This is a genomic window from Stenotrophomonas sp. 1337, assembly GCF_031455455.1.
Classification (GTDB): Bacteria; Pseudomonadota; Gammaproteobacteria; order Xanthomonadales; family Xanthomonadaceae; genus Stenotrophomonas; species Stenotrophomonas indicatrix.
Window position 1 is genome coordinate 43,127 of record NZ_JAVDSR010000015.1, and the last position, 12,821, is coordinate 55,947.

The window sequence follows — 12,821 nt, forward strand, 5'->3', positions numbered from 1 at the left end:
CTCAGCCTTTCGAGCGATTATCAATGGTGTCTTGTTTTTGGATGAAGAATCAGTGCGAATGAAGATCGAGCCCACTTTCGGTAGCGCCGAAGGTGGCGCGGAGCGAGGCGCAGACTCGGCCTCTGACGAGCCAAGTGAAAAGAGTGCGCTGGCGATTGTGGTTGGGGACCGGTTCTCCACCTATTGCCATTTCTGGAGGCTGGACGACGCAGCCGGCAGGGCGCCGAGACGGTGGCATTGGCCGGCGTTCCTGTTTTCATCATTGTGGTTCTTCTTCCGACGCATGCCTGTATGGGGCACGATCTGGTTCATCGTTCCGCCTTTGGCGATGACCACGTTCACTCAGATGGGTCTGCCATGGTTCGCGGTAGTCGTCTTCGTGGTCTGCCGCGTGCTTGCTGGAATCCTGGCGAATTCCCTGTATCTGTCTCATTGCCGGAGGATTGCCCGCAAGGTGCTTGCCGGGCATGGAGGCGCGCATCGGCGGCGTGCCGAACTGCAGAAGGCCGGTGGTGTCAGCTACACCGCTCTGGTGATCGCCTTGGCGGTAACGGCCTCACAGAACACCCTGATCAATCTGGCAGTTCGTTCGATGCCCAAGGCAGCGCCCAGGCAGTCTTCACTGCACCTGCCGGCGAACCGGCCGGACCCGGATCTCGAATATGCGGAGAGGGAGGTGTACCAGGAGGAGCTGCGTGCGATCGCGATGACGGCGTGGCCGGCGGGTGTTCCAATGGACAACAATGTCTGCATTGTCGAGCTACGTCTGACGCCACCGGGTACCGTGCTGGATGCCAATGTTCTGGAGCCTTGCACGCTGGACGAAGCACAGCGTGAGATGATGTTGGGCGAAATCAGGCGCACGGACTTTACGATCGAGGGGAAGATGCGGTTCTTCACCCGCCATACCGTCATCGGCTTGCGTGGCTGATTCCCCGCCACGGGCCTGAGTTCCTCACGGTGAGATTCTGCTTGAACGCGTTTATGTTAACGCGGCGTTGTTTCAATAACTGTTCTTAAAGTTTCCCCGGGTCGTGCCGCCACCGATATAGGGCCACGATCAAGGGAATTGAGATGCTCGCCTTACGCAACCTCCGTGTGGGATCCCGGCTTTCCGCCGGCTTCGGTCTGCTGTTGCTGTTCATCCTGGCCATCGTCGGCCTGGTGTTGTACGGAAACCATTTGAAGTCCGCCCAGTTCGAGAAAGTGGTGGGCGTGAACATGGTCAAGATGCGGTTGTTGAACGACATGCTCGATACCAACAACGCGGTGCTGATGCATCGCCGCCTGATGGTGATCAAGCGCGGCGAGGAGTTCGACAAGGATTACCAGCGGGCGCAGGAACTGAGCCGCACCTACGACAGCATCTGGGACAAGTACGTCAAAATTCCCCGCGATGCCACCGGCGATACGCTGGTGGCGCAGATCGCGGCGGCACGCAAGGCCACCGACGTCTCCACTCAACAATTGCACGAGCGGATGAAGGCGGGCGACTACGATGGTGCAGCCACCGAGCTGCTGGCCGAGCACGGTCTGGCCACGGCCTGGAATGGAGCGATTTCCAGCCTGCTGCGGCACCAGGAAACTCTGACCGAACGCAGCCGTGAGGAATACCGCGCCACGGAAGCGTGGACGGGAACCCTGTCCATCGCCTTCGGTGTGCTCAGCCTGATTCTCGGCGCACTGGCCGCGTGGGCGATCACCCGCAGCCTGACCCGCCCCTTGGCGGGCGCGGTGAAGCTGGCCGATGGCATCGCCAACGGTCGCTTGGACAACGTCATCGATGCCTCGGGCAACGACGAGGTGACCCAGTTGCTGAAGTCCATGCAGCGCATGCAGGGGCAGCTGCAGGCGGTGATGGCCGCGCAGGGCGAGATGGCGCGGCAGCACGATGATGGCAGCCTGGGTTATCGCATGGACGAGAGCGCCTTCCCCGGCGACTACGGGCGCATGGTGCATGACACCAACGCGCTGGTGGGCTCGCACGTGCAGGTGCAGAACCGCTTGATCGAGGTGATGAAGCACTACGCACGCGGCGACCTGTCGGTGGACATGGATCGCCTGCCGGGCGAGAAGGCGGCGATCACCCAGGCCATGGACGAGACCAAATCGAGTCTGTCGGCCATCAACGGCGAGATCCGCAGGCTGGCCACGGCCGCGGCCGCGGGCGACTTCAGCCTGCGTGGCGACGAAACACGCTTCGAGCATGATTTCGGCGACATGGTGACCGGGCTGAACCGGTTGATGCAGACCACGGACGAGAACCTGGTGCAGGTGTCGAGCCTGCTGCAGGCGATCTCGCGCGGCGATCTGACCGTACGCATGCAGGGCGACTTCCACGGCGTGTTCGCCCGCATGCGCGACGACTGCAACGCGACCGTCGAGCAGCTGACCCACATCGTCGGCCGTATCCAGGCCAGTGCATCCAGCATCAATCTGGCAGCGGGGGAGATTGCCTCCGGCAATACCGATCTGTCGCGGCGTACCGAGCAGCAGGCGGCCAACCTGGAAGAAACGGCAGCGTCGATGGAGGAGCTGACCTCCACGGTGAAGCAGAACGCCGAACACGCGCGCCAGGCCAACCAGCTGGCGATCGGTGCACATGGGGTGGCCTCACAGGGCGGCGAGGTGGTCGGCCAGGTGGTGACCACCATGAGCGCCATCGAAGCGTCGTCGAAGAAGATCGCCGAGATCATCAGCGTGATCGATGGCATCGCTTTCCAGACCAACATCCTGGCGCTCAACGCCGCCGTGGAAGCGGCACGTGCGGGTGAGCAGGGCAGGGGTTTTGCGGTGGTGGCCAGCGAGGTGCGCACCTTGGCACAGCGCTCGGCGGGTGCGGCCAAGGAGATCAAGGGCCTGATCGAGGAGTCGGTGGGCAAGGTGTCCGACGGCTCGGCGCTGGTGCGTCAGGCCGGCACGACGATGGGCGAGATTGTCGCCTCGGTGCAGCGGGTGACCGACATCATGGCGGAGATCTCTGCAGCCTCGCAGGAGCAGAGCTCGGGCATCGAGCAGGTCAACCAGACGGTGATGCAGATGGACGAAACCACTCAGCAGAACGCCGCGCTGGTGGAAGAGGCCAGCGCCGCTGCGCGGTCGATGGAAGAACAGGCCAACCTGCTGGCCGAGGCGGTGTCGGTGTTCCGCACCGGCGCTTCGGTGGCGGCGGCAGCGGTCCGTCCGATGTTGGCAGCGGTCGCTGCAAGCGTGCCGCCGGTGCGTCGCGCGACCGGCCTGCCGCCGCGAAATGCCCCGTCGCTCGCTGCCAACACGGGTGGGTGGGAAGAGTTCTAAGCCGGGTGGGAGACGGCGCCCATCGCGATGGCTGGTCGCGATGGGCGCATTTTTGTTTCCTGAACCGATGATGGCCGCTGAGCGCCTGGAGACGTGGATTTCACCTGCAGTTGCCACGTGCAGGCAGACACTTGCGCCATACCGGAGCACAGGAGATGGCCATGAAGACCTCGACCCGATTGATGGTGCTGGGCACCCTGCTGGCGGCCTCGTCCGTTGCTGGCGCACAGAATTACGGCCCGCGTGATGAAGGGCGCAAGTTCAACGATGGCAGCCGCGTGGTCTGCAAGAACGTGGAAGTACAGCGCAATACCCGCGATCCCAACCGCATCACCGGTACCGCTACGGGCGCCGTGGTCGGCGGCCTGTTGGGCAACCAGGTAGGCGGCGGCAATGGCAAGAAGCTGGCGACCGTCGCCGGTGCCGTGGCAGGCGGTGCAGCTGGGCGGCAGATCCAGGGCAACCATCAGCAGAAGACTGGCGACCGCGTGGTCGAGCGCCGTTGTGAGCGCGTCTATCGCTGATACCTCCATGCGATAGCCCCTTCCACACTGCTGTACCCCGAACGCCGGCCCTGTGCCGGCGTTCTCCGTTTCCGGACCGGTTCCGTGGGGCAGGGCGCATGCCTATACTGCGCCGACCTCCAGGGATGAATCGCCAGTGAACAAGTCGAGCGCTGTAGACCGTCGGGAACCGTCAGATGTTGCTGATGCAATGCCTCGCACGACAGCCAGCTACTCCCGCGTGCGTGACCGCACCGACGAGCTGGAGCTGTTCATTTCCGGCCTGCTCGCCTTCGCACTGCTCGCTGTGCCGGGCTACCTGTTCGATGCGTGGGCGCGCAGCAGCCTGCATACCGAAGGTGTCTATTTCCAGGCGCTGTGGTTCGCCTTCAGCATCGGCGTCGGCATGTGCTACGTGCTGGCGGTGGCCTTGATCATCCACTTGGCCGTGCGCGGCTACTGGATCGGCCTGATCGGCCTGAAATCGCACTTCCCCAACGGTATCGACTGGGATCGGTTGACGATGCTGGGGCCGTTCTCACGCGCGTTCCTGCAGCAGCGCGACGGCGGCCTCGACGGCACCATTGAACGCGCGGACCGGCTTGCCACCATGCTGTTCTCGACCACGCTGTTGTGCGTGCAGACCCTGGCCGGCACGCTGGTGGTGGCCATTGTCTCGCTTGGCGTGGCGATGGCCATCGGCGCCGCCTTCGGCGATGTCGATCGCATCACGCTGGGAATCGTTGCGGTGTTGATGCTCTGTCTGCTCGGTTTGGCGATGGTGCCGATGCTGCTGGAAAAGTCGATCGCGCGGCGTCGCGCGCGGGGCCTGGACACGGCACGGCAGGAGAAGCGACTGCAGTCGGTGCTTGCTGGCCTGCAGCGGGTACCCATGCTGCGCCTGCTGCAGACCATGCAGTGGACCCTGCAGAGCAACCTGCGCGGCCGCTCGTTCACGGTGATCTATATTTCGGCGGTGATGCTGGCGATGGTGCTCGCCGCCCTGCAGGTCTATGGCTCGATGACGTTCTCGCTGTTCAACCGCTACAGCGTGCTGACCGAGGAGGCAGTGAACCACGGCATGCTGGGCGCGCACTACGAATCGCTGCGCTCGGCGCACGACCAGTTGCTGCCTTATCCGATGATTCCGGCCGATACCATCAGTGCATCGCGGTTGCGCCTGTTCATTCCCCATCGCCCGCAGCGTGACAACCCGGTGGCGCGACAGCGCTGCGCCGGTGGTGCGCGCAACGAAGCGCAGGGCGCACTGGCCGCGACAGCAGCGGTGAACTGCATGGCCACGCTGTGGACGGTGCAGCTCGACGGCGGCAAGGTCGACCTGCACGATTTCGTGCCGATGGAACGCCGCGACTTGGACATGCGCGGGCTGGTGGGCTATCTGCCGATGGCGGACCTGAAGCCGGGCCGGCATGACCTGCGACTGGTCTGGAACGTGGACGGCGGCGAACGCGGCCCCAGCCGTCGTCGCGAGTACAGCATCCCGTTCTGGTACGCGCCAGACCCGTAAAAGGGGACGGAGGGCATTAAGTCGATTTCTCCCTCTCCGTGCCAGCTACGACTTAATCCCCTTCGTCCCCTTTGGGCTGTGCAGACGCCAGAGGGCGAGGGCGCCGTACAGCACCAGCAGCACGGCCAGGGTGATCAGTTCGCGGCTGACCTCGGCCAGGCTGGCGTCCATCTGGTTCAGGCGCACCATCAGGTTGATGCCGGAGGTGGTCGGCAGCAGCTGCGCCAGCCACACCAGCGGGCGCGGGGTCATCACCGCCGGCCACGACAGGCTGGCCAGGAAGAACAGCGGGATCGAGGTGGCGATGATGTACTGGAAGGCGCGTTCGCGCGTGCGGAAGAAACTGCCGACGAACAGCCCGAACGCCACCGTGGCAGCGATGAACAGGGTGCCGCCGAGCAGCTGGCCGAGCGGGTTGCCGCCACGCGGATAGTCCTGCACCCAGGCGGTGAAGCCGGCGTACCAGAACAGCCCGAACAGCCCGATCAGGCCGAAGCCAAGGGCCATGCCGGTCAGGGTGGGCAGGTCGAACTGCAGGCGCCGGCCCAGCACCAGCCGGCGACCGCCGAGCAGCACGCCGATGCCCATCAGCAGCGTCTGGTGCACGATCAGTTCGGCCACGCCGGGGACGATCGCGCTGCCATAGCCTTCCTGCGTGTTGAACAAGGGTCGTTGCACGAGGGTGACCGGTGGTGCCTGTGGCGCGCCCATGAACGCGGCCTGGGTGACAGCCGCTTCACGGCCGAACGCACCCAGCGCATCGGCCACGCTGCCCAGTACCCAGCTGGCGCGGCCAAGATAGGCGCCGTTGCCGAGCAGCACCAGTTTGGCCGGATGCCCGCGCAGGATGTCGCGTTCCAGGTTGGCCGGGATAAGCACGATGCCTTCGGCATGGCCGGCCTCCAGCTGTGCGCGCGCTTCCTGCAGGTCGGCCGGTTGCCCGACCACATGGGCCACGCGCAGCGAATCGAGCTTGCGCAGCAGCTCGCGGCTGGTCGCGCTGTGGTCTTCATCGACCACCAGCACGGGCAGGTTGCCGGCCACCTGATGGCGATAGGCGGCGGGGTAGAAGAACGAGTACAGAATCACCGCGCCGACCATCACCACGATCGCGTAGCGATCGCAGAGCACGGCCAACAGGGTCTGTCGCAGGCTGTGCCAGATCCGGCTCATGCGCCTGCCCCGGCCGGTTGCGCGGCCTGCGGCGTGCGCGCGAACGCCAGCAGGCGCCAGCCGCCGATGCCGCCAGCAACCGCGATCATCAGCAGCAGCGTGGCCAGCGGCCATAGCGATACCGCTAGTGGCGAGCCGATGAACTGCTGCTGGGTCTGCAGCTTGATGTAGGCGCTGAGCGGCAGCAGCAGGTGCCAGACGCGGGTGAACAACGGTGCGTCGATCACCGGGAACGTGGCGCTGGAGAACGCCAGCGCGGTGCCGATGCTCAGGCCCACGGCGGACAGGGCGGTGCCCATGTCGCGGGTAACGCCAACGAAGAACAGGGCATAGGCCGCGGTGGCCAGGTAGAACAGCGGCTGTGCGAGCAGCAGCAGAAGCACGCTGCCAGCGATGCCATCGCCACGCAGCCAGGCCAGGTAGGCCGCGCCCAGCGCGCCGTACAACGAGAACAGCAGCACGTAGGGCAGCACCTTGCCGGCAATGGCCGACCATGGTGCATGGCCCAGCCAGGCGGGCAGGGTACCGTCGCGGATCTCACGGCCGAGGCTGCCGGCCACGGCCAGCGCCAGTACCAGCGACAGTACCGCCGGGAAGATCAGTGGCAGCAGGAACAGCTCGTAGCTGCGCGCCGGGTTGAACAGGATGTCCGACTGCACCGCGATGGGCGCGGCACGCAGCTTGCCCGGCCCGACCTGCAGGCCGATGCGTTCGCGCAGCAACCGCGCGTTCCACGCAGAGACCGCGTCGCCGATATCCCGCGCGGTGGACTGGCCGGTGGTCATGTAGGTGGCGTTGTAATAGGAAAACACCGTGCCCTGCCGGCCGCGCAGCGCCTGGCGGGTCACATCGCGCGGCACCAGCACCACCGCGAACACCTCCAGCCGACGCAGCTGCGCGCGCGCCTCATCCATATCGACCGGTTGGCTTGCGATGCGCACGCCGGGGCTGGCGTCGAGCATGCGCAGCAGCAGGCGGCTGTCGCTGCTGTGGTCAAGGTCGACCACCGCAATCGGCACATCGCGCATCACCGATGCGGAGAACATCCAGGCCATCACCACCAGCATCAACAGTGGCAGCACGGTGACCAGCGCCAGGTCCGCACGGCTGCTGCGCAACCGGCGCAGTTCGCGCTGCCATGAGCTGCCGAAGCTGCTGCGGCTGGTGTTCAGTGCTGCGGCCATGCGAACAGCACGCTCATGCCGGGGCGGAAGCCCTCGATGCGGCGTACCGGGCGCACCCGCACTTCGAAGCTGCGCACGTCATAGCCCGATGACTGGCGGGTGGTGCGCCAGGTGGCGTAGTCGCCTGCGGGATTGATGAAGTAGACCTCGAACTCACCGTCCTTGCCGAGTGCCGGCACGCTGCCCTGCAGCTTGCTGCCGACCTTCAGGCCCTGCATCTGCGATTCGCGCAGGTTCATCGACACCCACATGCGGTCGATGTCGACCAGGGTGAACACCGGATAGCCGGCTGGTACCAGTTCGCCCGGGTCGGCCATGCGCTTGTTGATCTCGCCGGCCACCGGCGCGCGGCCTTCCACTTCAACGCGCGCGGCGTTGACTTCCGCCACCGCACCCTGGGCCTGCTGCACCTGGCCCTGCGCGGCACGCTTGTCCTGTTCGCGCGCGCCGGTCAACGCCATGTCGTACTGGGCGCGTGCGGCGCGGGCCAGTTCGCGCGAGCTGGTGGCCTGGGCCGCCGCTTCATCGCGCTTCTGCCGGGTCATCACCCCTTCGTTGAACAGGTTCTGCACGCGCCGGTAGGTGGCATCGGCAAGCGTGGCACCGGCTTCGGCGCGCTTCCAGTTGGCTTCGGCCGCGCGGATGTCTTCGCTGCGTGCGCCTTCGGCAGCCTTGTCGGCCACCGCCTGCGCCGCAGCCAGTGCGCCGTGCGCCTGCTGTTCCTTGGCTGCTACTTCGGGGCTGTCGAGCAGGAACAGCACCTGCCCGGCCTGCACGCGATCGCCCTCGCGGACCTTCAGTTCGGCCACGCGCGCGGTGATCTTGGCGGACACGTTGAGGGTGTCGGCGTCGGCCATGCCCTGGATCTGGTCGGCGGGGCTGCGCCAGGCCAGCCACAGGCCCAGCACCACCGCCACCAGCAGCACCACCAGCAGAATCGGCCCCAGCCGGCGCTTGCCCGGGGGCGTCGTTGCTTCGTCGTGCAACACATCACTCATGATCAATTACCTCGTCTGCACGCCGCCGATGGTCTTCGAAGCGGTCCATCTGTCCACTCACCTCGAGCAGTTGTGCCAAGGCGATATCGTATTGGTAGGCGGCCTGCGCACGTTCGACGCGGGCACCGCCAAGACCGAGCCGTGCGTCGATCACGTCCAGCGAGGTGGCCTGGCCTTCGCGGAAGGCCAGCTCCTGCAGGCGCAGGTTCTCGTCAGCCTGGGCGATGCTGCTGTCCAGCAGCACGAACTGCTGGCGTGCGGTTTCCAGCTCGTTCCAGGCCTTGCGCACACCCAGCGCGACCTGGTTCTCGGCCTCGCGCAGGCCGGCCTCGGCCTGTTCCTGCTGCGCGCGTGCCGCACTGATCTGTGCCGGCCGTGAGTTCGGCGACAGGAACGTGTACTTCAGGCCGATGCCGAACGCCCAGTCCGGATCGGTCAGCATTTCGTCGCGGCGGCGGAAGTCGTACTGGCCGAACAGGAATACCGTTGGCTTCAGCTTGGCCTGCTGCACGCGCACGCCCTGTTCGGCCTGCGCCACGATCGCCCGCAGGCGGGCGATCTGCGGCTGCCGTGCCTGCGCGGTACGCTCGAAGCTGGCGACCGGTTCCAGCGGCGCGCGCTGCACGAACAGCGGCGACAGCGGCTGCACATCGCCGCCACTGCGCAACAGCGTGGCCAGCGCAGCCTTCAGCGTGGCCAGATCATTGAGCGTCTTCTGGTACTCGCGCTCGGCCTTATCGCGGGCGACGGTGGCCTGCAGGCGCTGCGCACGCGTGGCGAAGCCTTCGCGTTCCAGCTTCTCCGCATCGGACAGGTGGCGGTTCAAACCATCGCGCACGTCGCGGCGCACGACCACTGCCTGTTCGGCCAAGCGCTGACCGAAGTAGGCCTGGGCCAGTTGCACGGTCAGCGACTGCCGCTGCGCTTCGCGCTCGGCGCTGGCCTGTTCGCTGGCCGCGCCGGCAGCACGCTGCGCGGCCGGAATCAGGCCGCCGGTGTACAGCGGCAGCACCGCAGTGACCACCGGCCGTGTGCGCCAGTCGCGCTCGGTGAACGACAGCGGTGAGTCGATGCCAAAGGCTTCGGCCACCGGCGCCAGCGAGCCCAGCGGCAGGGTCAGGGTCTTCTGGAACTGCAGCCGCCGCACTTCGCCGGTGATCTCCGGCAGGCGCAGCAGGCGGGTGGCCTCGTGCAGGTCTTCCTTGTTGCGCACGCCGGCATCAGCAGCGGCCAGCGCGTCGGAGACCTGTTCCAGACGCTGCCGCGCCTGTTCCCATTCCAGTGCGGGAGGCGCGCTGGTCTGTGCCGCTGCAGCCAGCGGCAGGCTGGCCAGCAAGGCCAGGCCGGCAGCGGCGAGCGCGCGATGCATCCTTGTCCGTGGGCAGCTCAGGCGCATGCCGTTCCTGTAGTGAAGAAGTGGGCAAACGGTAGTGGTCCGCGCGTGAAGCCGGGGTCTGCGGTGGTCTGGATCATGCTCTTTTCAACGTAGGGTATTGCCCGCGGCGGTACGCAGCGCGTGGGTGATGTGTTGCAACGTGCTCGAACGCACGGCGGCATGCTGCCAGAACAAGGGTACGTCGAGCCAGCGACGCGGTTCCAGCACCACTATCTGCCCGGCCTCTGCCGCTGGCGTGACCAGGGCCTCCGGCGCCAGGCACCAGCCCAGCCCACGCGCGGCAGCATCGACGAAGCCGGTGGAGGAGGGCAGGTAGTGTACGGGCGGTTGCATTCGCGCGCGGGTGAGCCTGCGCAGGAAACGCCATTGCAGTTCATCCTTGCGGTTGAACACGATCATCGGCGCCGAGGCCAATGCTTCGGCCTGCATGCCCGCGCTGAAGTGGCGGCGCGCAAATGCCGGTGAGGCGATGGCGCGGTAGCGCATCGCGCCCAGCGGATGCACGTTGCAGCCCTTCAGCGGCCTGCGCTCGGCGGTGACCGCGCCAAGCACGCTGCCGGTGCGCAGCAGTTCCAGGGTGTGGTCCTGGTCGTCCATGCGCAGGTCGAACAGGTAGCCGTGGCGCTGGTGCAGCTCGGCGATGGCGGCGACGAACCAGGTGTCCAGCGAATCGTCGTTGACCGCCAGCGGAATCGGCGTACGGGTGGCATCGCTGCCGCGTTCCGGCAGCAGTTCGGCAAGCGCTTCGGTCTGCAGTGCCTGCATCGGCCGCACCCGCCGCAGCAGCACTTCGCCGGCAGCAGTAGGCCGGCACGGAGCCTGGCGCACCACCAGCACCTGGCCCAGCCGGTCCTCAAGCGCCTTGATCCGTTGCGACAACGCCGACGGGCTGATCGACAGGCGGCGTGCGGCGGCCTCGAAGCTGCCTTCTTCGAGCACGGCGGTGAAGGCGCTCAACTGCGGATGTACCAGGTCCACGCGGTGCCTCTTCAGTTTTTCTGCACAGGATAAAGAAGAACCAGCTGGCCTTAACCGATCCGTTGGTCGCACCCTGCGCCTCTTTTCAAGGTGGAGAGCGTCGGATGTGGATTGCTGCGGCCCTGGCCGGCCTGTTTGCGGGTGCCGGTCTGATCATCGCCATCGGCGCGCAGAACGCCTTCGTGCTGCGCCAGGGGCTGCAGCGCCGCTACGTGGGCATGGTGGTGCTGGCCTGCATGGGCGCGGACATCGCGCTGATCCTGGCCGGGGTGGGCGGCATGGGGGCGCTGGTGCTGCAGTGGCCGTTGCTGCTGCAGGTGCTGCGCTTCGGCGGGGCCGCCTTCCTGCTGTGCTATGGGCTGCAGGCCGGGCTGCGCGCGTGGCGCGGTGGCAGCGCGCTGGCCGCGGCCGATGCCAGTGGTGGCAGCCGGCGGCAGGTACTGCTGGCCTGCCTGGCGTTCACCCTGCTCAACCCGCACGTGTACCTGGATACGATGGTGCTGCTGGGCAGCCTGTCCACGCGCTACCCGGGTGACCTGCGCTGGGCGTTCGCAGCGGGCGCCTGCGTGGCCAGCGTGCTCTGGTTCTGCGGGCTGGGGTTCGGCGCACGGTTGCTGCAGCCGGTGTTCCGCAACGCGGCAGCATGGCGGTTGCTGGATGCTGGCGTGGCGGCCTTCATGCTGTGCCTTGCACTGCTGTTGCTGCTGCGCCCGCTCTAGGCCGCATCCACCGCGCACAACGGGGTTTCACCAGGGCGCAGGGTCAGCACGCGCACGCCGCTGCCGGTCACGGCCACCGTGTGCTCGAACTGCGCCGACAGCTTGCCGTCGCGGGTATACACCGGCCATTCGTCCGGCTGCTGGCGGATGGCAGGCTTGCCCTGGTTGAGCATCGGCTCGATGGTGAACACCATGCCTTCCTGCAGCTCCATGCCGGTGCCGGCATGGCCGTAATGCAGGATCTGCGGCTCCTCGTGCATCTCCTGGCCGATACCGTGGCCGCAGTACTCCTTGACCACGCTATAGCCGTGGCTGCGCGCGTGGCGGGCGATGGCGTGGCCGATATCGCCCAGGCGCGCGCCGGGCCGCACGGCGGCGATGCCTTTCCACATGGCCTGGTAGGTCACCTGCACCAGCTTGCGCGCGGCGTAGTCGGCATCACCCACAACATACGTGGTGCTGGAGTCGGCAATGTAGCCGTTCTTCTCCAGCGTGATGTCGAGGTTGACGATCTGGCCATTGCGCAGCACGTCATCGGCCGACGGCATGCCGTGGCAGATGACGTTGTCGATCGAGGCGTTGAGCACGTACGGGAAGCCGTACTGCCCCTTGCTGGCGGGCCGTGCCTGCAGCTCGTCGACGATCATGCGTTCGACGATGTCGTTGATCTCCAGCGTGCTGCGGCCCTGCAGCGGCAGCGCGTCGAGCATGGCGAAGACCTGAGCCAGCAGTCGCCCGGACTCGGCCAGGCGGTCGATCTCGTCGGGGCGCTTGATCATGGCCATCGGCTCAGGCCCGCCCGGGGGCAAGCAGCTGCGGCTGCACACCGGCGGCGCGCAGTTCACTGGCGACGACGTCCTGGAAGCTCAGGGTCGGGTTCATCTCGCACAGCATGCCGACCCGGATCCAGAACGTGGCCTGGGCGTTGATCGAGCGGTTGGAGACGGTGCAGGCACGGCGCAGCTGGTCGTGCAGGGTGTCATCGATGTTGACGATGCCCATGGGCGTTCTCGATTGGGAATATATGAAGCGTATACGAAGCGTA

12 protein-coding genes are annotated in these 12,821 nt (G+C 66.4%); 5 read left to right on the forward strand and 7 right to left on the reverse strand.

The annotated features are described in order from the left end of the window. Nucleotides 1-58 precede the first annotated feature (58 nt). The 4 genes from J2X70_RS17805 (at nt 59) to J2X70_RS17820 (ending at nt 5,328) form a co-directional block, all read left to right on the forward strand. On the forward strand, nt 59-931 hold the full coding sequence (locus J2X70_RS17805; RefSeq protein ID WP_309911473.1) for a DUF2628 domain-containing protein: 873 nt from the start codon (nt 59-61) through the stop codon (nt 929-931). Between the two features lie 143 nt (nt 932-1,074). Next, a complete protein-coding gene (locus tag J2X70_RS17810) occupies nt 1,075-3,297 on the forward strand; it encodes a methyl-accepting chemotaxis protein (RefSeq protein ID WP_309911475.1) in 2,223 nt (740 codons plus the stop codon). A 155-nt stretch (nt 3,298-3,452) separates the two neighbouring features. Beyond that, the gene (locus tag J2X70_RS17815; protein WP_025873797.1) at nt 3,453-3,821 is read left to right on the forward strand and encodes a glycine zipper 2TM domain-containing protein; all 369 of its coding nucleotides are present in this window, start codon (nt 3,453-3,455) and stop codon (nt 3,819-3,821) included. A 190-nt stretch (nt 3,822-4,011) separates the two neighbouring features. After that, a complete protein-coding gene (locus J2X70_RS17820) occupies nt 4,012-5,328 on the forward strand; it encodes a hypothetical protein (RefSeq protein ID WP_193601116.1) in 1,317 nt (438 codons plus the stop codon). 45 nt (nt 5,329-5,373) lie between these two features. Here J2X70_RS17820 and J2X70_RS17825 read toward each other — a convergent pair whose 3' ends face one another. From J2X70_RS17825 to J2X70_RS17845, 5 genes are all read right to left on the reverse strand, one after another. Next, a complete protein-coding gene (locus J2X70_RS17825) occupies nt 5,374-6,501 on the reverse strand; it encodes an ABC transporter permease (protein ID WP_032976013.1) in 1,128 nt (375 codons plus the stop codon). Then, nucleotides 6,498-7,685, reverse strand: a complete 1,188-nt coding sequence (locus J2X70_RS17830; RefSeq protein WP_309911480.1) for an ABC transporter permease — start codon at nt 7,683-7,685, stop codon at nt 6,498-6,500. Before J2X70_RS17830 ends, J2X70_RS17825 begins: the two co-directional genes overlap by 4 nt. Then, nucleotides 7,670-8,683 (reverse strand): efflux RND transporter periplasmic adaptor subunit, encoded by a 1,014-nt coding sequence (locus J2X70_RS17835; RefSeq protein ID WP_025873793.1) that lies wholly within the window; start codon nt 8,681-8,683, stop codon nt 7,670-7,672. The genes J2X70_RS17830 and J2X70_RS17835 overlap by 16 nt, the downstream gene beginning before the upstream one ends. Then, on the reverse strand, nt 8,676-10,052 hold the full coding sequence (locus J2X70_RS17840) for a TolC family protein (RefSeq protein ID WP_301866962.1): 1,377 nt from the start codon (nt 10,050-10,052) through the stop codon (nt 8,676-8,678). The genes J2X70_RS17835 and J2X70_RS17840 overlap by 8 nt, the downstream gene beginning before the upstream one ends. A gap of 111 nt (nt 10,053-10,163) precedes the next feature. Then, nucleotides 10,164-11,057: a LysR family transcriptional regulator ArgP gene (locus J2X70_RS17845; protein ID WP_218788993.1), complete on the reverse strand. Its 894-nt coding sequence runs from the start codon at nt 11,055-11,057 to the stop codon at nt 10,164-10,166. Between the two features lie 104 nt (nt 11,058-11,161). Between J2X70_RS17845 and J2X70_RS17850 the strand changes: the two genes are divergently transcribed. Continuing rightward, nucleotides 11,162-11,776, forward strand: coding sequence for a LysE/ArgO family amino acid transporter (locus J2X70_RS17850; RefSeq protein WP_049465142.1), 615 nt, complete (start codon nt 11,162-11,164; stop codon nt 11,774-11,776). On the opposite strand, the gene map is transcribed toward J2X70_RS17850, so the two are convergent. Then, nucleotides 11,773-12,555, reverse strand: a complete 783-nt coding sequence (gene map, locus J2X70_RS17855) for a type I methionyl aminopeptidase (protein ID WP_025873789.1) — start codon at nt 12,553-12,555, stop codon at nt 11,773-11,775. The genes J2X70_RS17850 and map overlap by 4 nt on opposite strands. A 10-nt stretch (nt 12,556-12,565) precedes the next feature. Further along, nucleotides 12,566-12,778 (reverse strand): ParD-like family protein, encoded by a 213-nt coding sequence (locus tag J2X70_RS17860; RefSeq protein WP_025873788.1) that lies wholly within the window; start codon nt 12,776-12,778, stop codon nt 12,566-12,568. Between the last annotated feature and the right edge of the window lie 43 nt (nt 12,779-12,821).

Coding starts and splice junctions, on each gene's coding strand:
- J2X70_RS17805 (WP_309911473.1), top strand. CDS start 59: ATGAAGATCGAGCCCACTTTCGGTAGCGCCGAAGGTGGCGCGGAGCGA.
- J2X70_RS17810 (WP_309911475.1), top strand. CDS start 1,075: ATGCTCGCCTTACGCAACCTCCGTGTGGGATCCCGGCTTTCCGCCGGC.
- J2X70_RS17815 (WP_025873797.1), top strand. CDS start 3,453: ATGGCCATGAAGACCTCGACCCGATTGATGGTGCTGGGCACCCTGCTG.
- J2X70_RS17820 (WP_193601116.1), top strand. CDS start 4,012: ATGCCTCGCACGACAGCCAGCTACTCCCGCGTGCGTGACCGCACCGAC.
- J2X70_RS17825 (WP_032976013.1), bottom strand. CDS start 6,501: ATGAGCCGGATCTGGCACAGCCTGCGACAGACCCTGTTGGCCGTGCTC.
- J2X70_RS17830 (WP_309911480.1), bottom strand. CDS start 7,685: ATGGCCGCAGCACTGAACACCAGCCGCAGCAGCTTCGGCAGCTCATGG.
- J2X70_RS17835 (WP_025873793.1), bottom strand. CDS start 8,683: ATGAGTGATGTGTTGCACGACGAAGCAACGACGCCCCCGGGCAAGCGC.
- J2X70_RS17840 (WP_301866962.1), bottom strand. CDS start 10,052: ATGCATCGCGCGCTCGCCGCTGCCGGCCTGGCCTTGCTGGCCAGCCTG.
- J2X70_RS17850 (WP_049465142.1), top strand. CDS start 11,162: ATGTGGATTGCTGCGGCCCTGGCCGGCCTGTTTGCGGGTGCCGGTCTG.
- map (WP_025873789.1), bottom strand. CDS start 12,555: ATGATCAAGCGCCCCGACGAGATCGACCGCCTGGCCGAGTCCGGGCGA.
- J2X70_RS17860 (WP_025873788.1), bottom strand. CDS start 12,778: ATGGGCATCGTCAACATCGATGACACCCTGCACGACCAGCTGCGCCGT.